Source organism: Azospirillum griseum (assembly GCF_003966125.1).
GTDB classification, from domain to species: domain Bacteria; phylum Pseudomonadota; class Alphaproteobacteria; order Azospirillales; family Azospirillaceae; genus Azospirillum; species Azospirillum griseum.
The window spans coordinates 237,027-259,614 of record NZ_RXMA01000001.1; the positions used below are offsets into that span (position 1 = coordinate 237,027).

Sequence of the window (22,588 nt, forward strand, 5' to 3'; positions counted from 1 at the left end):
GCAGTCCGGCGCACGAACGGTCCATGGCTCCTCCCGCTCCCATCACGGCCCTTCAGGGCGTTTCCGTCACCTTTGGCGGCCGTCCGCTGTTCGAGAGCATCGACGTGTCCATCGGGCGCGGCGAGCGCATCTGTCTGGTCGGGCGCAACGGCTCGGGCAAATCGACGCTGCTGAAGGTGCTGGCGGGCCAGATCCTGCCCGATTCCGGCGCGCTGTTCGTCCAGCCCGGTGCCCGCATCGCCTATCTGCCGCAGGAACCGGACTTCACCGGCTGCGCCACCGTGCATGATTACGTCGTCCAGGGTCTGCCCGCCGACGAGCAGGACGAGGCGCACCGGGTGGACGCCGTGCTGGACCGCTTGCAGGTGGCGGGCGACCGCGACCCGCGCACCCTGTCGGGCGGGGAATCGCGCCGCACCGCGCTGGCCCGCACCCTGGTCGGCAACCCCGACGTCATGCTGCTGGACGAGCCGACCAACCATCTGGATTTGCCGACCATCGAATGGTTGGAAGAGGAGCTGTTGGCCTATCGCGGCGGCCTGCTGCTGATTTCCCACGACCGCAGCTTCCTCAACCGGTTGGCCAAGCGCACCCTGTGGCTGGATCGCGGGACCGTGCGGGCGACCGATCGCGGCTTTTCCGAATTCGAAACCTGGCAGGCCGAGGTGTTCGAGGCCGAAGAGGCCGCCGCCCACAAGCTCGACCGCAAGATCGAGGCCGAAACCAAATGGATGCGCGAGGGCATTTCCGCCCGGCGCACCCGCAACATGGGCCGCGTGCGCAACCTCTACGCCCTGCGCGACGATCGGGCCGAGCGGATCCAGGGCGGCCAGCAGGCCAAGCTGGCGATCGCCGAGGCCGAACGCGGCGGGCGGCTGGTGATCGAGGCGACCGGCATCACCAAGCAATTCGCCTCCGACAGCGGCGTGAAGACCATCGTCCGCGATTTCTCCACCCGCATCCTGCGCGGCGACCGCGTGGGTCTGATCGGGCCGAACGGGGCGGGCAAATCCACCCTGCTGAAGATGCTGACCGGCCAGATCGAGCCGGATTCCGGCACCATCAAGCTCGGCACCAACCTCGACACCGCCTATTTCGACCAGCGCCGCGACGGGCTGGATCCCGAGGACACCATCCGCAAGGTGCTCTGCCCCTTCGGCGGCGACGCTGTCATGGTGAACGGCCAGTCGCGCCACGTCGCCGGTTACATCAAGGATTTCCTGTTCGACACCCGCCAGTTGGACAGCCCGGTCAAGGCGCTGTCGGGCGGGGAGCGCAACCGGCTGCTGTTGGCCCGGCTGTTCGCCAAGCCCAGCAACATGATGATCCTCGACGAGCCGACCAACGACCTCGACATGGACACGCTGGATCTGCTGGAAGACGTGCTGGGCGATTACCAAGGCACGCTGCTGCTGGTCAGCCACGACCGTGACTTCCTCGACCGGCTGGTGACGAGCACCATCGCGGTGGAGGGCGACGGCGTGGTCGTCGAATACGCCGGTGGCTATTCCGATTACCTGACCCAGCGCCCGGCCCGCGCCCCCGCCGCGTCGGCCAAGCCCAAGGCCGCCGCTCCCGCCCAGCCCGCCGCCGCCAAGCCGCGCGGCAAGCTGAGCTACAAGGACCAGCGCGAGTTGGACGAGCTGCCGACCCGGATGGACCGCCTGTCCGCCGAGATCGCCGCGCTGGAAAGCGCCATGGCCGACCCCGACCTGTTCAGCCGCAACCCGGCCAAGTTCCAGAAGACCAGCGAACAGCTTCACGCCAAACAGGCCGACCTGTCCGCCGCCGAAGAACGGTGGCTGGAGTTGGAAGCCCTGCGCGAAGAGTTGGAAGGCGGCAAATCATGACCCTGATCCACGCCCTGCAAGCGCTGCTGGTCATGGCGCTGTGGGGGTTGAACTTCGTGGTGTCCAAATGGGCGCTGCATGATTTTCCGCCGCTGTTCCTGATGGCGGTGCGTTTTGCCCTGGTGTCGGTGCTGATCGTCCCCTTCTTCCGCATCCCGCGTGAGAAGATCCTGCCGGTGGCGCTGCTGTCGGTGACGTTGGGCAGCATCCATTTTCCGCTGATGTTCAACGGGTTGAACGGCATCGACGCCGCCACCGCCTCGCTCGCCGTGCAGGCGCAGGTTCCCTTTTCCTCGCTGCTCGCCGCCGTGGTGTTCAAGGACGCGCTGGGCTGGCGGCGTGGCGTGGGCATGATCGCCGCCTTCGCCGGGGTGCTGGTGATCGCCGGAGAGCCGCGCCTGGGCAACGCCCTGCAGTCGCTGGCGATGCTGCTGGCCGCCAGCCTCGCCTTTGCCGTCGCCAGCATCCAGATGAAGTTGATCGGTGCCGTGAACGGCTTTGCCGTCAACGGCTGGATGGCGCTGATGGCGATGCCGCAATTGCTCATCCTGTCGCTGCTGTTCGAAACCGGGCAGGTGGAGGCGGTGCAGAACGCCAGTTGGCTCGGCTGGGCCTCCATCGTCTACATGGCGGTGGCCGTCACCATCCTGGCCTATGGCTTCTGGTATCCACTGCTGGCGCGTTACGATGTGAACCAGACCATGCCCTATCTGCTGACCGTGCCGGTGTTCGGCGTGGCGGCGGGGGTGCTGCTGATGGGCGACCCGGTGACGATCAATCTGGTCATCGGCGGCGTGTTGACCATCGGCGGGGTGGCGATCATCGTGAAACGCCGCCCGCGCACGGTCAGCGAAACCGTGACCAACCCGACCTGACGCCCATACCGCCATGATCGAGGCTCCGCCCGTCCCGCGCTGGATCGACCGCCCGTCCCCCAACCACGGCCCCCGGGAAGACGGAACACGGGCGGAAGCCGGGCGGGTGGAGCTGTTGATCCTGCATTACACCGGGATGCCGACCGCCGCCCACGCGCTGGACCGGCTGTGCGACCCGGCGGCGCAGGTCAGCGCCCATTACACGGTGGACGAGGACGGGACCGTCTACGCCCATGTGCCGGAGGACCGGCGGGCCTGGCACGCCGGGGTGTCGCACTGGCGCGGCCGGGGCGACGTCAACAGCCGCTCCATCGGGGTGGAGATCGTCAATCCCGGCCACGAGTTCGGCTACCGCCCCTTCCCCGCCGCGCAGATGGCGGCGGTGGCGGACCTCTGCCGCGCCATCATCGCCCGCCACGCCATCGCCCCCGCCGATGTGCTGGGCCACAGCGACGTGGCCCCGGCCCGCAAGGAGGATCCGGGGGAGCTGTTCGATTGGCCGGGGCTGGCCGCCCAAGGCGTCGGCCTGTGGCCGCAGCCGACCGAGGCCGATTGCCAGCCGGGCGATGCGGCCTTGCCCCCGGAGGCGGTGGCCGCGCTGCTCGACCGCTATGGCTACAACGCGGCGGAACCACGGGCGCTGTTGAGCTTTCAGCGCCATTTCCACCCGCAGGCGCTCGCCACCCCCGCCGACGCCGGTCAGCCGACCGCCGAGACCATCCGCCGCCTGCGCGCCCTGCTGCGCCAAACCGGCCGCTGACGCCCGCCCCCGCCCCTTCCCCGTCCACACAGGTGTTGCCATGACCGACGCCGCCGACCGTTCCAGCCGCGAATACCCCGACCGCCCGTGGGTGGGCGTGGGGGTGGTGACGTGGCGCGGCGACCAGGTGCTGTTGATCCGCCGGGGCAAGGCCCCGCGCCTGGGGCAATGGAGCTTGCCCGGCGGCGCGCAGACCGTCGGCGAGACCGTGTTTGAAACGGCGGTGCGGGAGATGCGGGAGGAAACCGGCCTGACGGTGACGCCCACCGGGATCATCACCGTGGTGGACGCCATCACCCCCGACGCGGAGGGCCGCGTCCACTATCATTACACGCTGGTCGAGGTGTCGGCCGAATGCCCGGACGGCGAGGCGGTGTGCGCCGACGACGCTCTTGAAGCCCGCTGGGTCAGCGTGGAGGAGGCCGGAGCGCTGGTCCCCTGGGACGAAACCCGCCGCGTCATCGCCCTGTCGGCGGAACAGCGCGCAACCGCGCGGCGACGGGGGTAACACGCCCCTCCCCCGCCCGGTCGGACGGAGGAGGGGACGGCATCATCAGACGTTGAAGCGGAAATGGAAGATGTCGCCGTCCTGGACGACGTATTCCTTGCCTTCCTGACGCATCTTTCCGGCGTCCTTGGCCCCCTGTTCGCCGCCCAAGGTCACGAAGCTGTCGTAATCGATGGTTTCGGCGCGGATGAAGCCGCGTTCGAAATCGGTGTGGATGACGCCCGCCGCTTCCGGGGCCTTGGCGTGGCGGCGCACGGTCCAGGCGCGCGCCTCCTTCGGGCCGACGGTGAAGAAGGTGATGAGGTCGAGCAGCTTGAACCCGGCGCGGATCAGCTTGTTCAGGCCGGTTTCCTCCAGCCCCATCGATTCCAGGAATTCGGCCTTTTCCGCCGGGTCGCTCAACTGCGCGACCTCCGATTCGATGGCGGCGGAGATCACCACCATTTCCGCCCCTTCCGCCTTGGCCTTTTCCGCCACCTTGGCGGAAAACGCGTTGCCGGTGGCGGCGGCGGCTTCCTCGACGTTGCAGACATACAGGACCGGCTTGGCGGTCAGCAGCATGAACTGCTTGAACACCGGGCGTTCTTCCGGGTCCAGCTCCACGACGCGGGCGGGCTTGCCGTCCTGCAGGACCTTCAGCGCCCGTTCCATCAGGTCGGCCTTGATCTTGCTGTCCTTGTCGCCGCCCTTGGCCTTCTTCTGAAGGTTGGTGATCTGGCGTTCCAGGCTTTCCATGTCGGCGAGCATCAGCTCGGTCTCGACCACCTCGGCGTCGCGCAGCGGGTCAACGCCGCCCTCGACGTGGGTGATGTCGTCGTCCACGAAGCAGCGCAGGACATGGACGATGGCATCGACCTCGCGGATGTTGGCGAGGAACTGGTTGCCCAGCCCTTCGCCCTTCGACGCGCCCCGGATCAGACCGGCGATGTCCACGAACTCCAACTGCGTCGGAATCGTCTTCTGCGACTTGGCGATCACCACCAGCTTGTCCAGCCGGGGATCGGGAACGCTGACGCGGCCAACGTTCGGTTCCTTGGTGCAGAAGGGGAAATTCGCCGCTTCGGCCGCCTGGGTGGCGGTCAGCGCGTTGAACAGGGTCGATTTGCCAACGTTGGGCAGACCGACGATACCGCAATTGAAGCCCATGGGGTGGGTGCTCGCCGTCAAAAATACCGTGGATTGACGCGCTTTATCCTACTTTGGGGGGCAAAGCGCAAACCCTTTGGCGGGCGGCCCACCCAGGCCACCCAGCCCCTCAGCGCCCCGCCGTCGCCAGCGTCACCTTGTTCATGAAGTTTTCCGGCTGGCCCTCCACCAGCAGCGGCAACCCGTCGGCCACCGCGTCCAGCAGCGGGTCGATCCAGGCCTGATCGGCCTTGGCGAAGTCGTGCAGCACATAGCCGCTGACCAAATCCTTGTTGCCCGGGTGGCCGATGCCGAGCCGGACGCGCCAATACTCCTTGCCGATGTGGCTGTCGATGGAGCGCAGGCCGTTGTGGCCGCCATGGCCGCCGCCCTTCTTCACCCGGATCTTGCCGGGGGGCAAATCCAGCTCGTCATGGATGACCACGACGTTTTCGGGCTTCAGCTTGAAGAATTGCAGCGCCGCGACCACCGATTGGCCCGACAGATTCATGAAGGTGCCGGGTTCCAGCGCCAGAACCTTGTCACCGCCCACCGTGCCTTCGGCGGTCACGCCCTGGAAGCGCTTCCTCCACGGGCTGAAATTGTGGCGGCGGGCGATGGTTTCGGCGGCCATGAAGCCGATGTTGTGGCGGTTGCGCGCGTACTCCGCGCCCGGGTTGCCCAATCCGACCAAGAGAAGCATGGCCCCTGCCGTCCCACCTGAATGAATGCCGATTCCACAAACAAAAGCGGGGGGCCGAAGCCCCCCACCTTGATCTCAACCGAAGCGGAAACGTCGCCGATCAGGCGGCGTTGTCTTCCGACTTCAGGCCCGACGGGGCGACGATGGTCGCAATCGTCAGATCCTGCTCGTGCGAGACGGAGACGATGCCTTCCGGCAGCGTGATCGCCGAGATGTGGATCGACGCGCCGACGTCGAAGCCCTCGCACGACACGGTGATGTGCTCGGGGATGTTGTCCGCCGGGCATTCCAGGTCGAGCGAGTGGTGAACGATGTTCAGCACGCCGCCGCGCTTCAGGCCGGGCGACTTGTCCTGGTTGACGAACTCAACCGGGACATGCACGACGATGCGGGTGTCGCTGGTGACGCGCAGGAAATCGACGTGCAGCGGGAAATCCGTCACCGGGTGGAACTGGACATCGCGGGGCAGCACGCGGTGCGCGACGCCGTCAACGGTGACGTCGTACAGGTGCGTGAAGAAACCCGGCTGATGCAGCACGCGGGTGAACTCGAACTTCTCGAGCGAAATGGTCAGGGGAGCCTGCTTGCCACCGTAGATGACGGCCGGAATGCGGCCATCGCGACGGGTTTGGCGGGCGGTCCCCTTGCCGGCCCGTTCGCGCCCTTCGGCGCCGAGCGGAATGATCTTGGTCATGACGGATGCTCCAAAAAGAAAAGCGCGCCGGCCTCCAGGGGTGCCGACGCATGGGCGCGGTGCATAAGCCATCCCGGCCCACCCGTCAAGAGGCTGCGGCGCGGCGCGCGCCCTTCAAATCCACCGCTTGACCCCGGCGGCCAGCGGTCCACCATGACCGAAAAGGACGGGGGGGATTTCATGCAGCGGTCGGCGATGAAGCTCAACGAGATTCACACCTTCGTCGCGGTGGCGGAGGCGCAATCGGTGCAGGAGGCCGGGCGGCGGCTGGGGCTGACCCAATCGGCGGTCTCGCGCCTGATCCAGCGGTTGGAGGCCGAATTGGGCGTGACCCTGTTCGACCGCCAGACCAAGCCGCTGACCCTGACGCGCGACGGCGACCTGGCCCTGGCCCACGCCCGCCGCATCCTGAACGCCGCCACCGACCTGTCCGACGCGTTTGCCGGGTCCGCCGATCCGCAGGGGCTGCTGCGATTGGGGATGGCGCATGTGTTGACCACGCTGACCGCCGGGCCGCCGCTGGACGAACTGCGCGCCGCCTTCCCCGGCCTGACCATCCGCCTGCACGCCGATTGGAGCACCCCGCTGATGGAGCAGGTGCGCAGCGGTGCCCTGGACGGGGCCGTGGTTCTGCTGTGCGAGGGGCAAAGCCCGCCCGACGATCTGCCCTGCCAGCGTCTGGGGACCGAGCCGGTCAGCGTCATCGCGTCGGTCGCCCGCGCCGCCGCCGGGCCGTGGAGCCTGGAGGCGATGAACCGCGTCGGCTGGGTGCTGCAACCCGACGGCTGCCGCTATCGCACCGCGCTGGCGGCGGCCCTGACCCCGCTGGGGCAGCGGCCGAACGTGACGGTGGAGTCCTTTGACCAATCGCTGCTGCTGTCGTTGGTGGCGCGCGGCATCGGGTTCGGGCTGGCCCCCCTGCGGCTGCTGGGCGACGACCGCGTGGCCGAGCGGGTGCGGCCGGTGGACGCGCCGGATTTGCGGCCAAGCGTCACCGTCTGGCTGGTGACGGCGCGGGTGGTCGGGCGGCTGAACGCGGTGTTCGACCGGTTGGAACGCAGCCTGACCGCCCAGATGGCCCCCGCCGCTGCCGATCCACTGCTGTATTCCGCTGCGGAATGATAATGCGACCCTTTATGAATTTGTCGCGCTGCGGGCGCGGGTCTATCGTTTGATCCTGACCAACATGGCGACACCACGCCGCCCGTCCCACCATGGGGAGAGACTCCGTTGACCACCACCCCCACCTCCACGGCGTCCTCCTGGCGGACGCCCGCCCTGGTCGTCGTCTGCGGCTGTCTGATTTCGATGCTGGCCTTTGGTCCGCGTTCCAGCATGGGGCTGTTCATCGGCCCGCTGTCGGACGCGCATGGCTGGGGCCGCGATGTGTTCGCGCTGGCGATGGCGATCCAAAACATCCTGTGGGGGGCGGGCGGCCCCTTCGCCGGGGCGTTGACCGACCGGTACGGCCCGGCCCCGGTGCTGGCGGGCGGCGGGCTGCTCTACGCCGCCGGGCTGGTGCTGATGCCCTACGCCCAGACCAGCGTCGAGCTGTATCTGACGGCGGGTGTGCTGATCGGGCTGGGCCTGTCCGGGGCCTCCTTTGGCATCGTCATCGCCGGATTCACCCGGCTGCTGCCGCCGGAAAAGCGGACCTGGTCCATCGGCATCGCCACCGCCGCCGGGTCGATGGGGCAATTCCTGTTCGCGCCGATGGGGCAAGCCTTCATCGCCGGGTTCGGCTGGCAGACCGCCTTGGTCCTGCTGGGGGCGGCCATGCTGCTGACGCCCGCCCTGGCCTGCGTCTTCCCCGGCCCGCGCGGCATGGCGGCGGCCAACGCGCCCGCCGTCACCGGGGCCAACGTCGGCTATGTCGCGGCGGTGCGGCAGGCGTTCCAGCACCGCAGCTATGTGCTGCTGGTCGTCGGCTTTTTCGTCTGCGGGTTCCAGTTGGCCTTCATCACCACCCATCTGCCGCCCTATCTGACCGCCGCCGGGATCAGCCCGTCGCTGGCCGCCTGGGCCTTGGCGCTGATCGGGCTGTTCAACGTCGTCGGCTCCTACAGCTCCGGCGTGTTGGCGGGGAAGGTCAGCAAACGCTATCTGCTGTGCGGCAACTACTTCCTGCGCGGGGTGGCGACGGCGGCCTTTGTGCTGCTGCCGACCACGCCGGTCACGGTCATCGCCTACGCCGCCGCCATGGGGCTGCTGTGGCTGTCCACCGTGCCGCCCACCTCCGGGCTGGTCGCGGTGATGTTCGGCACGCGGTACATGGGCACGCTGTACGGCTTTGCCTTTTTCAGCCATCAGGTCGGCGGCTTCCTGGGCGTGTGGCTGGGCGGGGTGCTGTACGAGCGCACCGGGTCCTATGACGTGGTGTGGTGGCTGGGCGTGGCGCTGGCGATGGGGGCCGCCCTGATCAACCTGCCGATCGTCGAGCGCCCGGCCCCGTCGCTGGCCGCGTCCGACGCCAAGGCCTGAGCGCCGACCCGGCCCATTATGATGACCGACCAGCCCCACCCCACAGCACCCGCCCCGTCCACCCCGCCGCCGGATCCGTTTCCGGCGGGGTTCGGGCATGGCCTGGCCATCGGCTTTTTCGTGGTGGTGCTGGCGGTGTGGGCGGCGGTGATGACGCTGTCGCTGCGCCAAGCCGCCCTGCCCGACGAGCGCGACGGCCTGCTGTTGGCCGTGTTCCACCCCGGATCGAGCCAGGAGGACGCCTTCCGCGCCATGGTCGCGGCGGGCGGCGAGCCGGTGCGGACGACGTGGCTGGGCTTTGCCTATGTTGCGCGCGGCCTGGAACCGGGCTTCGTCGGCCGCCTGAAAGCCGAAGGCGCACTCGCCGCCTTCGGCGACCTCCCCGTCGGCCCCACCCTGGGCGGCTGTGCCGCGATGCCGGTGGACACGGCGAAAATCGCGGCGACGAAGTTGCAGTAGACCCAGGTTAACAGGGTGCGGAAAAAGGCTTTTGCGTCGCAAGGGAGGGGACTTTCTGGCAAAATTAGGAAAGGCCGAAGCAAGATACTGGTGGTATCTTGCGAGGTCTTGACGCGATATTGCCAGAAAGAACCAGACCGCAGCAGCAAAATGGTTTTCCCGCACCCTGCTAACAGTCAAAACAATATGATAGAACGTAGCAGAGCTTTGTGCATGCTTTCGCCGCCTGTATTTTTATGCGTCGACTTGTTGCCCTTCAAGGAACATGGCTTTCGACAACGCTTCAAAAAACTGCTGGTAGGGAGTCGGGTCCTCAACGGGGGTGATGTTGTACTGTGCATTGGCCCGAACGAGAATCTGCGTGGTTCCGCGCGGACGGATTGTCACGGTGATGCGCAATGCGTACCCATTCAATTTCGTCGCGCTGACAGTGCCCAGCGTTGCATCCGCTTTATCGACAACGAAAGCCAAATCTTGAAGGGTCCCAATGATGGTGCGCAACATCTTATCGCGGTCGGTGGTCTCGTAGGCCCGCGTTTGATAGGCCCGCAGTTGAACCTGAGATTTCGACGTATCCAACACTTGAGTCCGCGAATCTGTCTGGCAACCTGCCAGACAAAAAACCAGAGCCATCAGGGGAACGATAGCATATTTTTTCATCATTTTTGAATCTCATTGGCTGTCAAGAAAACAGACTGTGACAGTTTATCGAAGAATTGCTGGTACATCGCTGGATCAGAAAGACCTTCAATCTTAGACAGTTGATTCTGATCATTCCAGACAATGCGTTGGAAAGTCACACGGACGGCGGTGTTTTGGGAAGACGAAGGTCTCGTCACGAGACTGACCCTGATCTTCTGCTTAGTATCAATTGGCATACGCGCGCCGAACAGCACCGCCATCATGATTGCCCCGGCCACTTGCCCAGCTTCCGTTGCATCCCGGTCTTTGCTTGCCACAATAAGTCCGGCGGGGACTGCGGTTTCGTCGATGGAGAAACCCAAATCCTGGATCACGGCAGCGCTGGCTTGAAGAAGCTTCGCTTCATCAGCCGTTTCAAAGCGGCGAGTCTGCATCTGCCGCTCCTTCAGGCTTTCTTTGGAAAGCTGAAGCGCTTCCTTTGGAATGGTTTGTTGGCAACCAGTCATCAAGGTTGCAGCTGCAACAAGAACAGCTATTGTTTTTCTATTCATGCTTTTTCTCATCAAAAGCTCGACGAGCGATATGCGAAATCTCGCACGCGCTTGGCATCATCGAATTTTATGATAATGGTCAACGTTCGCTGTGTGGTTGACGAGGCTCCGCTCGACTGGCCATAGCCCGGAGCGATGCCTCCACCAACCATGCCAGCAGCGCCGGCAACGCCCCCAAGTATCAACGCCGACACACCACCTTGTGAGGTCGAGTACGCCGTCTCGGTCGCAATCTTGTCGTAAATCCAGTTCTCGCGCCGAAGGTCGTCCGTCGTAACCATGTTCGGCGAGCCAAGAGCCTGAACCACATCCGCCGATGACATACCGACGCGTATTTCACGCTGCACTGTACCGATCGTGACACGATCCCCAACCGGGTTAGACACGGCGGCACGATGCTGCTCAGTCGACATACAGCCAACCAACGTCAACGCGATTACAGCGCCCCCGACAACAATCCCCAACAATCGAATCTGCTGCATTATACACAAATCCCCCAAGAGACAGCGCATGGCACACTACTAAGAATTTTAATTTCTCGCTACAAAATTTTATTGAGGGCGACCTCCTTAAAGAAAAACAGCTAAAAGAAAGTTGCGTTCTGCGCATTTCGCTTTTGTAACCATTCACATCATCACCTCAGATTTCTCAAAAGGATCCAGCCCAAAAACAAAACCCTTCCCCCGCGTGACCGCCGGGGAAGGGCTTCGTCTCTCACAACCTCGACCGGCGCGCGAACGCCGACCGTGATCAATACATGTGCTGGCCGCCGTTGACCGACAGGGTCGAGCCGGTCATGAAGCCGTTGTCGTCGGCAACGAGGTACAGGACGGCCTTGGCGATTTCCTCCGCGCGGCCCAGGCGGCCGACCGGGATGCGGGCGACGATCTTTTCCAGCACGTTGGCGGGGACGGCGCGCACCATGTCGGTGTCGATGTAGCCCGGCGCGATGGCGTTGACGGTGATGCCCTTGGCCGCGCTCTCCTGCGCCAGCGCCTTGGTGAAGCCGTGGATGCCCGACTTGGCGGCGGCGTAGTTGACCTGACCATACTGGCCGGCCTGGCCGTTGACCGAGCCGATGTTGACGATGCGGCCGAAACCGCGCTCGCGCATGCCGTCGATCACGTTGCGGCACATGTTGAAGCAGGAGGACAGGTTGGTGTGGATCACCGCCTCCCACTGTTCATAGGTCATGCGGTGCATGACGCCGTCGCGGGTGATGCCCGCGTTGTTGATCAGCACCTCCACCGGGCCGAGATCGGCGGTGATCTTGGCGATCCCCTCCTTGCAGGCGTCAAAGCTCGACACGTCGAACTTGTAGGCCGCGATGCCGGTGCGCGCGGTGAATTCCTGCGCCGCCGCATCGTTCCCGGCGTAGGTGGCGGCCACCGTGTAACCGGCGTTCTTCAAGCCAACGGCGACCGCTTCGCCGATGCCGCGAGTGCCACCCGTAACGACTGCAACACGAGCCATGATCGTACTCCCCAGATTTGTTTTGATCAGTTTTGCTGTTGACGGTGTGTTGGTCCGCAGGGGCTGTATTCTTGTTATTGGGCCGAACGAATCACCGTCCGTCAACCCCCACGGGTGGCTGAAGCGACGACGGGCCGCGCCCCGAAACCGGAGCGCGGCCCGTCACCGGATCAATCGCGCTGGACGCAGAGGGCGATGCCCATGCCGCCGCCGATGCACAGGGTCGCCAGACCCTTCTTGGCGTCGCGCTTCTGCATTTCGAACAGCAGGGTGGTCAGGACGCGGGCACCCGACGCACCGACCGGGTGGCCAAGGGCGATGGCCCCGCCGTTGACGTTGACCTTGCTGACGTCCCAGCCCAGATCCTTGTTCACCGACATGGCCTGCGACGCGAACGCCTCGTTCGCTTCGATCAGGTCGAGGTCGTCGATGGTCCAACCGGCCTTTTTCAGGGCCAGACGCGAGGCCGGGATCGGACCCGTGCCCATGATCGACGGATCGACGCCAGCGGTCGCCCACGACACGATGCGGGCCAGCGGGGTGACGCCGCGCTTGGCCGCGTTTTCCGCGCTCATCAGCACCAGGGCGGCGGCCCCGTCGTTGATGCCCGACGCGTTGCCCGCCGTCACCGTGCCGTCCTTCGAGAAGGCCGGGCGCAGCTTGGCCAGCGACTCAGCGGTCGTGCCGTGCTTGGGGTATTCGTCATCGGACACGACGACGTCGCCCTTGCGGCCCTTGATCGTCACCGGGACGATCTCGTCCTTGAAACGACCGGCCTTCTGGGCGGCTTCGGCCTTTTGCTGCGAGGACGCGGCGAAGGCGTCCTGCTCTTCACGGGTGAACTGCCACTGGGTGGCGATGTTCTCCGCCGTAGTCCCCATGTGATAGCCCTTGAAGGCGTCGGTCAGGCCATCGACCAGCATGGAATCGACCAGCGAGGCCGTGCCCATCTTGGTGCCGTTGCGCAGGTGCATGGTGTGCTGCGCCTGGCTCATGCTTTCCTGGCCACCGGCGACGATGATGTCGGCGTCGCCGTTCTTGATCGCCTGGAAGCCCAGCGCGACCGCGCGCAGGCCCGAACCGCAGAGCTGGTTGATGCCGAACGCGGTGGCTTCCACCGGAATGCCCGCGTTGACGGCGGCCTGACGGGCCGGGTTCTGGCCCTGACCGGCGGTCAGAATCTGCCCCAGGATGACCTCGTTCACCTCGGCCGCGTCGGTCTTGGCGCGGGCAAGCGCCTCACGGATCGCGATCTCGCCCAGCGCGTGGGCCGACAGGCTGCTGAGAGCACCGTTGAAGCTGCCGATGGGCGTGCGCGCCGCAGCGGCGATGACAACCTCGGTCATGGTAACGCTCCTCGATATGGGACGGTTTTATTATGACGCTGGTGAAACGCAGGCAGTCCAGACACCTTAAAGTGCGATTGCGCCGCAATGCAAGACGCTAAAACAGCGCTGGCTATCCTGTCGCAGAGAGCCATCGGGCCAATGGTTGCCACGCGCCAACCTCCGCACCGGCGCTGACCACCATTCCAATATGACCCAAAGGCGGCACGATCATTTCCGCATGGGGTATCACTTTTGGCAGAGCCATGGCGGAGGCGGGCGGCACGATGCGGTCGCGTTCGGGGATCAGCGCCAGTGTGGGGACCATCAAACGGGCGGGATCGACCGGCAATCCGCCGACCAGCCAGTTGCCCGTCGCGGTGTCGTTGCGGCCATACCAGCCCTCCAGCGCGTCGCGCGCCACCGCCGCGACCAGCGGCACGCCGTCGTTCAACCAATCCTCCAGCGCGACGAAGGCGGCGGCGGCGGGGCTGGCCGGATCCATGCGCGCGAATTGGCTGAATTTCTTCAGCGCCAGCATCGGATCGAGCTGGGCGAACAGCGCTTGCAGGGCGTCGGTCGGCAGTTCGCCCCACCGCTCCAGCGCCGGGCCGAAGGGCTGGAAGAAGGCCGCCGCCCGCTTGGCGACCGCCGCATCCTCCGCGTGGAAATCCCAGGGGGTGGCGAGCAGACCCAGCCCGGCCACCGACCGGGGCCGCCGCAGCGCCAGCGCGGTGGTCAGCAGCCCGCCCATGCAATAGCCGACGAGGGGGACCGGCCGCCCGGTCGCCTCCACCACCGCGTCGAGCGCGCGTTCCAGCCGCCCGGCGATGTAGTCGGTCAGGGTGAAACGGCGCTCCAGCGGCCCCGGCGTGCCCCAATCGATCAGCAGCGGGCGGATGCCCTGCTCCGGCAACCAGCGCATCAGGCTTTTGCCCGGCGACAGATCCAATATGTAATGACGGTTGACCAGCGACGGCACGAACAGCACCGGACGCCCACCCGGCGGCCCGTAATCCAGCAGCCGCGTGCCGCCTTCGCGCCAGACCACCGGCGGGTCCGCAAGGTCTCGGTGGTGGGGGTGGTGGCGGTAACGCTCGATCCCGGTCAGCACCGAATCGATCCGCCGCCGCATCTCGCGGTCAACCGCCTGGCGCAGGGCCTCGCCGCTAGAGGTCTTTTGGTCGCTGGCCTTTGGGTCGCGCGGCTGGCTTTCGAACCGGGCGATCTGGCGGCGCAACTCCTCCGCCCGCTGGCGCAGCGGCGGCCTCCATGGCAGCCAACCGCTCTTCAAGAGCGGCAATCCGCCCGAGGAGGACAGCAACATCGCCAGCGCCACGTTCAGATGCAGGCTGAGCGGGCGCGGCCCCCGGCGCAGCTGCGTGCCATCCGCCCGATGCCCGGTCATCGTGGGCCTGTGGGCTGGTTCGGGGTGCGGGCGGCTGCGGCCATGCGGGATCGGTCGCCGGGTAAGGGGAAGACGGGGACGGGCCGAACCCGTTCGGGCCAGACCCGTAAGGAGCGGCCCCAAAAGGAGCGGAAGAAGCGAAGCCCGCCGGACCAAAGGCGAACGGGGCCATCGCCGCCGCCCCCTGCCCCATCATCTGAAACAGCCGGGCCATCATGTCCGCCGCTTCGGGATCGGCGGCGGTCGCCGCCCATTGATCCTGCCACAGGTCCAGATAGCGGCGCGCCAGCGTTTCCAGGGACGGAATGTCGGGGTCGGACGGGTCGGCCATGGCCCACACTATAGGCAATCCGGCGACCGCTTGACCAGCGCGGATGCGCGCGCCATCAAATCGTCATCCACGCGCAACGGTGGGGCCTTTGCTTGCGCCCGCCCCCCGCGACCCCATGACGCGGCGCAAGGCTGGACAAATTGCTGTTCCTTCGAGTAGTCCTAGGAACGGATTGATGTCCGCCGCCCCTTCTTGAAACATCCCTCTTCTGAAAGATTTCGCGATGGCCGACCGGGAAGATCAGAAATCCGCACCGATCACGATCAAGAAGTATGCCAACCGGCGGCTTTACAACACGGCCACCAGCAGCTACGTCACGCTCGATCATCTCTGCCAGATGGTGAAGGACGGGTTGGATTTCGTCGTGTACGACGCCAAAACCGGGGAGGACATCACCCGTTCCGTCCTGACCCAGATCATCGTGGAAGAGGAAAGCAAGGGGCAGAACCTGCTGCCCATCAGCTTCCTGCGCCAGTTGATCGGCTTCTACGGCGACAACATGCAGTGGGTGGTTCCGCGCTATCTCGAATATTCGATGCAGTCCTTTTCCCGCAATCAGGATCAGGTGCGCGATTATTTCCAAAACACCATCGGCGGCATGTTCCCCTTCGGTCGCCTGGACGAGATGAGCAAGCAGAACCTGGCGATGTTCGAACGCGCCATGCGCATGTTCACCCCCTTCGGCCCGGTCGGGGCGTCGGATGAGCCGCCGCCCGCCGCCCGCCCGGCGGCACCCGCCGCCGCCACGCCCTCCAGCGGCCCGACCTTTGACGAGCTGCAAAAGCAGATCGACGCCCTGCAAAAGCAGATCGCCAGCATCAACATCCCCGGCAAGCCCGACGGAAAGTAACCCCGCCGCGCGCCGTCTTTCTGTCTGAAAGCGGCCCCGAACGCCCTCCCACGAACGCCGATGGCCCCCGCGCCGTCGGCGTTTTTGTTTGCGCGCGCCGCGCGTGCGTTCGGGACCACCCCGTAAGGGCTGCCGCCAATTGTGCGGCGCGCGGATTGAGCGCCTGATGTGGGGGTGCGGTTCTGGAAACGGAGCGCCGCACGGCAAACCCGCAAGACAGACCTTCCACGGAGCAAATCTCAGCCACGCGCACGCGGCCCCTTCCCTCAGCGCCCGAAATGCCCATATCATCACAGCACGAGAGTGCATCAGACGACATTTGATTGAGACCATGGGCGATTCGGACAAGTTCGGCAACGGCGGACCCAACAGCGGCGTGGTCATCAAGACCAAGCCGAAAACGAAAAAGCCGTCGATGTACAAGGTGTTGATGCTGAACGACGATTACACACCGATGGAATTCGTCGTCCTGGTTCTTGAACGCTTCTTCAGCAAATCGCGCGAGGAAGCGACCCGGATCATGCTGCATGTGCACCGTCGGGGCGTGGGGTTGTGCGGCGTGTTCACCTACGAGGTGGCGGAGACGAAAGTCACGCAGGTGATGGACTTCGCGCGCCAGAACCAGCACCCGCTGCAATGCACGTTAGAGAAGGACTAGACCCATCCATGCTGTCGCGTAACCTGGAACAGACGCTGCATCGGGCCTTGGCCCACGCGAACGAGCGCAGGCACGAATACGCGACGCTCGAACATCTGCTGCTCGCGTTGACCGACGACACCGACGCGACCGCCGTTTTGCGGGCTTGCGGGATCGATCTGGACCGCCTGCGCGCGGAACTGACCGAATACATCGACAACGAACTGGCGAACCTTATCACGAGCAGAACCGACGACGCCAAGCCGACGGCTGGCTTCCAGCGGGTCCTGCAACGTGCGGCCATACACGTCCAGTCCTCGGGACGTGAGGAGGTGACGGGCGCCAATGTGCTCGTCGCATTGTTCTCGGAACGCGAGAGCCACGCCGTCTATTTCCTGCAAGAGCAGGAAATGACCCGGTTCGACGCGGTGAACTACATTTCTCACGGAATCGCGAAGGCTCCGGGCCGCACGGAAACCAAGCGGGTCTCGGGCGCCGACGACGAGGCGGCGGCGGAGAAGGTCGTGAAAAAAGGCAGCGAAGCACTCGACGCCTATTGCGTCAACCTGAACAAGAAAGCCGCCGGTGGGAAGATCGACCCGCTGATCGGGCGGGAGCAGGAGGTCGAACGGACCATCCAGATCCTGTGCCGACGGTCGAAGAACAACCCGCTGTATGTCGGCGACCCCGGTGTCGGCAAGACCGCCATCGCCGAGGGGCTGGCCCGCCGCATCGTCCAGAACGAGGTTCCGGAGGTGCTGCGCAACGCCACCATCTTCGCGCTCGACATGGGCGCGCTGCTGGCTGGCACCCGCTATCGCGGCGATTTCGAGGAGCGGTTGAAGGCCGTCGTCTCGGAGTTGGAGGCGACCGAAGGGGCCGTGCTCTTCATCGACGAAATCCACACGGTGATCGGGGCCGGGGCGACCTCCGGCGGGGCGATGGACGCCTCGAACCTGCTGAAACCGGCCTTGGCGTCGGGCGCGCTGCGCTGCATCGGCTCGACCACCTACAAGGAATACCGCAGCTATTTCGAAAAGGACCGGGCGCTGGTCCGCCGCTTCCAGAAGATCGACGTCAACGAACCGTCGATCGAGGACGCGATCAAGATCCTTCAGGGCCTGAAGCCCTATTACGAGAAGCATCACAAGGTCAGCTACACCGCCGACGCCATCCGCTGCGCGGTGGAGCTGTCGGCGAAGTACATCGGCGACCGCAAGCTGCCCGACAAGGCCATCGACATCATCGACGAGGTCGGGGCGGCGCAAATGCTGCTGCCGGAGAACAAGCGCAAGAAGAAGATCGGCGTCAAGGATGTGGAGGCGGTGGTCGCCAAGATCGCCCGCATCCCGCCGAAATCGGTCAGCCGCGACGACCGCGAGACGCTGCTGAATCTGGAACGCGATCTGAAAACCATGGTGTTCGGCCAGACCAAGGCCATCGACGCCCTGGTGTCGGCGATCAAGCTGGCGCGCGCCGGCCTGCGCGAACCGGAAAAGCCGATCGGCAATTACCTGTTCATCGGCCCGACCGGCGTCGGCAAGACCGAGGTGGCCCGCCAGCTCGCCATGACGCTGGGGATCGAGCTGACCCGCTTCGACATGTCGGAGTATATGGAGCGGCACACGGTGTCCCGCCTGATCGGCGCGCCGCCGGGCTATGTCGGCTTTGACCAGGGCGGCATGCTGACCGACGCCATCGACCAGCACCCCCATTGCGTGCTGCTGCTGGACGAAATCGAGAAAGCCCACCCGGATCTCTACAACATCCTGTTGCAGATCATGGATCACGGGAAGCTGACCGACCACAACGGCAAGATTGTCGATTTCCGCAACGTCATCCTGATCATGACGTCGAACGCCGGGGCCGCCGACATGGCCAAGCCCGCCATCGGTTTCGAGCGGGAACGCCGGGTGGGCGAGGACATGGAGGCGGTGGAAAAGCTGTTCACCCCGGAATTCCGCAACCGGCTGGACGCGATCATCCCCTTTGCCCCGCTGACCCAGGAGGTCATCAGCCGCGTGGTCGACAAGTTCATCATGCAGATGGAGGCCCAGTTGGAAGACCGGGGCGTGTCCATCGAGTTGAACGACGACGCCCGCGAGTGGCTGGGCAAGAAGGGCTACGATCCGCTCTATGGCGCGCGTCCGCTGGGCCGCGTCATCCAGGAATACATCAAGAAGCCGCTGGCCGAGGAGCTGCTGTTCGGCAAGCTGTCCAAGGGTGGTTTGGTCAAGGTCACGGTGAAGGACGACAAGCCCGCCTTCGATTACGCCGAAGGAAACCGCAGCAAGCGCGGCTCCAGCGACGACGACGAAGAGGGGCTGGTCAGCGAAATGGCGGAGTGACCGCATCCTTGACCACGCGACGCGTTGCGACGGGGGGCCTTCGGGTCCCCCGTTTTGCGTTGGACCCGGTTTTGCCAGTCGGCGTGAGCCTTCGCGCCTCATCTTTTGCGCCGCACAGGCGATGAGCGCCGTTTCCCCGTCGCTTGGTCCTGCGCTATGGTCGGGGCCATGATCGACCCCGTCGCGCATCTCACCCTGCCCGCCCAGCCCGCGCACACCGTTTCCGGCCCGGCTTTGCCCGCCCCGGACGCGCTGCGCATGGCCTTCGTCAGCGCCGACACCGACGAGGCGCGGGCAGCCCGCACCCGGCTGATCCACCGCTACGGCAACGCGCCGCTGACCGACGCCGACGCCATCGTCGCGCTGGGCGGCGACGGCTTCCTGCTGGAAACGCTGCACAAGGCGCTGTCGTTCAACCGCACCCAACCCCTGCCGGTCTATGGCATGAATCGCGGCTCGGTCGGCTTCCTGCTCAACGCCTACCGCGAGGACGAGGTGGCCGAGCGCGTGTCCGCCGCCCAGCATGTCCAGTTGAACCCGCTGCGGATGATCGCCACGCGGGTCAACGGCGAGCGGGTGGAAGCGCTGGGCATCAACGAGGTCTCCCTGCTGCGCGAAACCCGGCAGGCGGCCAAGCTGCGCATTTCGGTGGACACGGTGGTGCGGCTGCCGGAGCTGATTTGCGACGGCGCGCTGGTCGCCACCCCGGCGGGCAGCACCGCCTACAACCTGTCGGCCCATGGCCCCATCGTGCCGCTGGGGGCCGGGGTGCTGGCGTTGACCCCGATCAGCGCTTTCCGCCCCCGGCGCTGGCGCGGCGCGCTGCTGCCCCACACCGCCAAGATCACCTTCGACATTCTGGAAGAGACCAAGCGCCCGGTCAGCGCCGTCGCCGACTTCACCGAGGTGCGCGAGGTGCTGCGGGTCGAGGTGCAGGAATGCCGCGACGTCGCTCTGACCCTGCTGTTCGACCAGGAACTGAATTTCGAGGAGCGCATCCTGAAGGAGCAATTCGCCCCCTGATGGACGCGCGCGCCGCACCCGCCGATCGGCCCAATGATCCGGGCACCGATCCAGCCGTGACGCACACGGTCCTCACCCGTCTGGCCGACGCCGCCGAAGGGGTGATCCGGCAGGAGCCGGGGGCGGTGGAAGCGGTGTTGGCGCTGGCGGGCGACTCCAGCCTGCCGCCCGATCACCGGCGCGCCGCCGAGGCGGTCGGCATGATGATCGTGAAGCTGGAAGCCCGCGAATATGATCTGGAGCTGCGGAACGAACGGCTGGAGGCCGCCGCCCGCCTGCGCGATCAGGCCAGCCTGATGCTGACCGTCTGCATCCTGCTCATCAGCGGCTACACGCTGACCTTTGCCACGCTGCGCGGGCTGCTGCGCATCAACGGCTCCGATCTGGTCAGCACGCTCTACAATCTGGGGGTTCTGGCCGTCATGCTGGGCGGCTGCGCCGCGCTGGCCCGCCTCAGCCGCCTGCCGATGGCCGCCTTTGGCCTGACTCTCGTCGGGGCGAAACGCTCGGTGCGGGAGGCGCTGGTGATGACCGTCCTCATCAGCCTGATGATGACCGGGGTGAAGGCCGCCCTGCCCGCCTCCGTCACCAGCGCCCAGCCCTTTTTCAACTGGGCGAGCCTGAGCGGGACACACGGGGCGGTCATGCTGGCGGTCTACGCCCTGTCCAGCCTGTTGCAGGAAGGGTTGGCGCGCGGCGTGATGCAGGGGATGTTGGAACGCCTGCTGGTCGGGCGTTTCGCTGCGCCCCTCAGCGTCCTGTTGGCCTCCACCATCTTCGCAACGATGCACGTGCATCTGTCCCCGCTGATCGGGCTGGCCGCCTTCACCCAAGGGCTGGTTTTCGGCTGGTTCTACCGCCGCCACCGCTGCCTGATCGGCGTGACGCTGGCCCATTTCCTGTTCGGGGCCTACACGCTGAGCGTCCTGGGCTATGACTGGATGCTGTATTGATCGGCGCGCGCACCACTGGCGCGGCGGCGCGGCGTCGGCCATACTGATCCGCACCGGCCAACGACGCCCGAGCCAACCGCGTGACCGATCCCCTGTTCGCCCCCATTGAACTGACTCCACCGGACATCGCGCCCTACCGAACGGGCAACACCGGGCTGGACCATGTCATCACCCTGACGGCGGAGGAGCCGGGGCCGCATGTGGTGCTGAACGCGCTGGTGCACGGCAACGAGATTTCCGGGGCCATCGCGCTCGACCATCTGCTGCGCCTGCGGTTGAAGCCGCTGCGCGGTCGCCTGACCTTCGTCTTCGCCAACACCGACGCCTATCAGCGCTTTGACCGCCAGACCCCCTACGCCTCCCGCTTTGTGGACGAGGATTTCAACCGGCTCTGGTCGGTCGAGCGTCTGGACGGGCGGTGCGACAGCGTGGAGCTGCGCCGCGCCCGTCGCCTGCGCCCGCTCTACCAGTCCGCCGATCTGCTGCTCGACCTGCATTCGATGACCGCCGACACCGCGCCGCTGACCTTGTGCGGACGGACCACGCGCGGGCGCGATCTGGCCCTGGGGCTGGGTCATCCGGCCTGGGTGGTGGCCGATGGCGGCCACAGCGGCGGGCGGCGCCTGATCGATTTCGGGGCCTTCGCCGAGCCGGAGGGCGCGCGCACGGCGATCCTGGTGGAATGCGGCCAGCATTGGCGGGCCGACACCGCCGTCGTCGCCCTGGAAAGCTGCCTGCGCCTGCTGCGCGGCCTGGAGATGATCGACCCCACGGTCGGCCCGCGCCTGCTGCCGCGCGCCGACCCGCAACGGCTGGTCGATGTGACGGAGGCGGTGACGGCCAGCAGCGACCAGTTCCGCTTCACCGCCCCCTTCATCGGGCTGGAGGTGATCGGGCGGGCCGGGACCGTCATCGGCTGGGACGGCGATCGGGCGATCCGCACCCCCTACGACGATTGTGTCCTCATCATGCCCGCTCTGCGGGTCAAGGCCGGGCAAACCGCCGTCCGGTTGGGGCGAATACTGCCGCAGCCGGACTGACGGTACCGCCGCCGGTCCCGCGACCGTCGGGGATCACTTCACCGTCGGTTTGCCCTTGCTCCATTGGGCGTTGGCGCTGAACAGCGGCACGGTGGAGATCGACATCTTGGCCGAGGCGTTCGTCACCTGACGGCTGTAGACGACATAGACCAGCGTGTCGTTCGCCCGGTCGTAGATGCGACGGATCGCCAGGGATTTGAAAATCAGGCTCTTGCGTTCGGAAAACACCTCCTCCCCCTTGGGCGAGAGGTCGATGTCGCCGACCGTCACCGCCCCGGTCTGGCGGCAGGCGATGGAAGCGTTGGAGGGATCCTCGAACCAATTCCCTTTGGACAGCCGGTCGATCAGGCTGCGGTCGAAATCGACCAGATGGCAGGTGACCCCCTTCACCTTCGGGTCTTCAATGGCCTGGATTTCCAGCCCGTTGCCGGTCCAATCGTTGGAAAAGCGCCCCACCACGGAATCGGCGGCGGCGCTGTGGACCAACCCCACCACCGCCAGCGCGGCCAGAACAGACATCGACACCAGGCTGCGCATCACAACACCGCTCCC

Annotated in this window: 23 protein-coding genes; 13 read left to right on the forward strand and 10 right to left on the reverse strand. The window is 65.9% G+C overall.

What is annotated here, in order from left to right:
- Positions 1–23 precede the first annotated feature (23 nt).
- Genes EJ903_RS01110 through EJ903_RS01125 form a run of 4 tightly spaced genes read left to right on the forward strand, consistent with a single transcriptional unit; the run spans position 24 to position 3,993 of the window.
- Complete coding sequence (locus EJ903_RS01110; RefSeq protein ID WP_126611301.1) at positions 24–1,850, forward strand: ATP-binding cassette domain-containing protein; 1,827 nt, start codon at positions 24–26, stop codon at positions 1,848–1,850.
- Positions 1,847–2,725 carry a DMT family transporter gene (locus tag EJ903_RS01115; protein WP_126611303.1) on the forward strand — a complete coding sequence of 293 codons (879 nt, stop codon included), beginning with the start codon at positions 1,847–1,849 and terminating at the stop codon, positions 2,723–2,725. The genes EJ903_RS01110 and EJ903_RS01115 overlap by 4 nt, the downstream gene beginning before the upstream one ends.
- A gap of 13 nt (positions 2,726–2,738) precedes the next feature.
- Entirely contained in the window at positions 2,739–3,485 is a 747-nt protein-coding gene (locus EJ903_RS01120) for an N-acetylmuramoyl-L-alanine amidase (protein WP_126611305.1), read from the forward strand.
- Between the two features lie 40 nt (positions 3,486–3,525).
- The gene (locus EJ903_RS01125; protein ID WP_126611307.1) at positions 3,526–3,993 is read left to right on the forward strand and encodes an NUDIX hydrolase; all 468 of its coding nucleotides are present in this window, start codon (positions 3,526–3,528) and stop codon (positions 3,991–3,993) included.
- Positions 3,994–4,038: 45 nt separating this feature from the next.
- Here EJ903_RS01125 and ychF read toward each other — a convergent pair whose 3' ends face one another.
- From ychF to EJ903_RS01140, 3 genes are all read right to left on the reverse strand, one after another.
- The gene (gene ychF / locus EJ903_RS01130; RefSeq protein ID WP_126611309.1) at positions 4,039–5,139 is read right to left on the reverse strand and encodes a redox-regulated ATPase YchF; all 1,101 of its coding nucleotides are present in this window, start codon (positions 5,137–5,139) and stop codon (positions 4,039–4,041) included.
- A gap of 109 nt (positions 5,140–5,248) precedes the next feature.
- Positions 5,249–5,821, reverse strand: coding sequence for an aminoacyl-tRNA hydrolase (pth, locus tag EJ903_RS01135; protein ID WP_126611311.1), 573 nt, complete (start codon positions 5,819–5,821; stop codon positions 5,249–5,251).
- Between the two features lie 100 nt (positions 5,822–5,921).
- Complete coding sequence (locus EJ903_RS01140; RefSeq protein ID WP_126611313.1) at positions 5,922–6,515, reverse strand: 50S ribosomal protein L25/general stress protein Ctc; 594 nt, start codon at positions 6,513–6,515, stop codon at positions 5,922–5,924.
- Between the two features lie 153 nt (positions 6,516–6,668).
- On the opposite strand from EJ903_RS01140, the gene EJ903_RS01145 reads away from it, so the two are divergent.
- The 3 genes from EJ903_RS01145 (at position 6,669) to EJ903_RS01155 (ending at position 9,455) form a co-directional block, all read left to right on the forward strand.
- On the forward strand, positions 6,669–7,637 hold the full coding sequence (locus EJ903_RS01145; RefSeq protein WP_246015063.1) for a LysR family transcriptional regulator: 969 nt from the start codon (positions 6,669–6,671) through the stop codon (positions 7,635–7,637).
- 108 nt (positions 7,638–7,745) lie between these two features.
- Positions 7,746–8,996, forward strand: a complete 1,251-nt coding sequence (locus EJ903_RS01150) for an MFS transporter (RefSeq protein ID WP_126611315.1) — start codon at positions 7,746–7,748, stop codon at positions 8,994–8,996.
- Between the two features lie 18 nt (positions 8,997–9,014).
- A complete protein-coding gene (locus EJ903_RS01155; protein WP_246015065.1) occupies positions 9,015–9,455 on the forward strand; it encodes a hypothetical protein in 441 nt (146 codons plus the stop codon).
- Positions 9,456–9,689: 234 nt separating this feature from the next.
- On the opposite strand, the gene EJ903_RS01160 is transcribed toward EJ903_RS01155, so the two are convergent.
- From EJ903_RS01160 to EJ903_RS01185, 6 genes are all read right to left on the reverse strand, one after another.
- A complete protein-coding gene (locus tag EJ903_RS01160) occupies positions 9,690–10,118 on the reverse strand; it encodes a hypothetical protein (RefSeq protein ID WP_126611317.1) in 429 nt (142 codons plus the stop codon).
- On the reverse strand, positions 10,115–10,660 hold the full coding sequence (locus tag EJ903_RS01165; RefSeq protein ID WP_126611318.1) for a hypothetical protein: 546 nt from the start codon (positions 10,658–10,660) through the stop codon (positions 10,115–10,117). Before EJ903_RS01165 ends, EJ903_RS01160 begins: the two co-directional genes overlap by 4 nt.
- A complete protein-coding gene (locus tag EJ903_RS01170) occupies positions 10,660–11,130 on the reverse strand; it encodes a hypothetical protein (RefSeq protein ID WP_126611320.1) in 471 nt (156 codons plus the stop codon). Before EJ903_RS01170 ends, EJ903_RS01165 begins: the two co-directional genes overlap by 1 nt.
- A gap of 268 nt (positions 11,131–11,398) precedes the next feature.
- On the reverse strand, positions 11,399–12,121 hold the full coding sequence (gene phbB / locus EJ903_RS01175; protein WP_126611322.1) for an acetoacetyl-CoA reductase: 723 nt from the start codon (positions 12,119–12,121) through the stop codon (positions 11,399–11,401).
- 170 nt (positions 12,122–12,291) lie between these two features.
- Positions 12,292–13,467 carry an acetyl-CoA C-acetyltransferase gene (locus EJ903_RS01180; protein WP_126611324.1) on the reverse strand — a complete coding sequence of 392 codons (1,176 nt, stop codon included), beginning with the start codon at positions 13,465–13,467 and terminating at the stop codon, positions 12,292–12,294.
- Between the two features lie 112 nt (positions 13,468–13,579).
- On the reverse strand, positions 13,580–14,854 hold the full coding sequence (locus EJ903_RS01185; RefSeq protein WP_246015066.1) for an alpha/beta fold hydrolase: 1,275 nt from the start codon (positions 14,852–14,854) through the stop codon (positions 13,580–13,582).
- A 554-nt stretch (positions 14,855–15,408) separates the two neighbouring features.
- Here EJ903_RS01185 and phaR point away from each other — a divergent pair.
- The 6 genes from phaR (at position 15,409) to EJ903_RS01220 (ending at position 22,036) form a co-directional block, all read left to right on the forward strand.
- Positions 15,409–16,035, forward strand: coding sequence for a polyhydroxyalkanoate synthesis repressor PhaR (phaR, locus tag EJ903_RS01195; protein WP_126611328.1), 627 nt, complete (start codon positions 15,409–15,411; stop codon positions 16,033–16,035).
- Positions 16,036–16,366: 331 nt separating this feature from the next.
- Positions 16,367–16,693 carry an ATP-dependent Clp protease adapter ClpS gene (gene clpS / locus EJ903_RS01200; RefSeq protein WP_126611330.1) on the forward strand — a complete coding sequence of 109 codons (327 nt, stop codon included), beginning with the start codon at positions 16,367–16,369 and terminating at the stop codon, positions 16,691–16,693.
- A gap of 8 nt (positions 16,694–16,701) precedes the next feature.
- A complete protein-coding gene (gene clpA, locus EJ903_RS01205; protein ID WP_126611332.1) occupies positions 16,702–19,020 on the forward strand; it encodes an ATP-dependent Clp protease ATP-binding subunit ClpA in 2,319 nt (772 codons plus the stop codon).
- A 168-nt stretch (positions 19,021–19,188) separates the two neighbouring features.
- Positions 19,189–20,043, forward strand: a complete 855-nt coding sequence (locus tag EJ903_RS01210; protein ID WP_174237225.1) for an NAD kinase — start codon at positions 19,189–19,191, stop codon at positions 20,041–20,043.
- 56 nt (positions 20,044–20,099) lie between these two features.
- Positions 20,100–20,996, forward strand: a complete 897-nt coding sequence (locus tag EJ903_RS01215; RefSeq protein WP_126611334.1) for a CPBP family intramembrane glutamic endopeptidase — start codon at positions 20,100–20,102, stop codon at positions 20,994–20,996.
- Between the two features lie 80 nt (positions 20,997–21,076).
- Positions 21,077–22,036 carry a M14 family metallopeptidase gene (locus EJ903_RS01220; RefSeq protein WP_126611336.1) on the forward strand — a complete coding sequence of 320 codons (960 nt, stop codon included), beginning with the start codon at positions 21,077–21,079 and terminating at the stop codon, positions 22,034–22,036.
- A gap of 33 nt (positions 22,037–22,069) precedes the next feature.
- Here EJ903_RS01220 and EJ903_RS01225 read toward each other — a convergent pair whose 3' ends face one another.
- Entirely contained in the window at positions 22,070–22,573 is a 504-nt protein-coding gene (locus EJ903_RS01225) for a CreA family protein (protein WP_126611337.1), read from the reverse strand.
- Between the last annotated feature and the right edge of the window lie 15 nt (positions 22,574–22,588).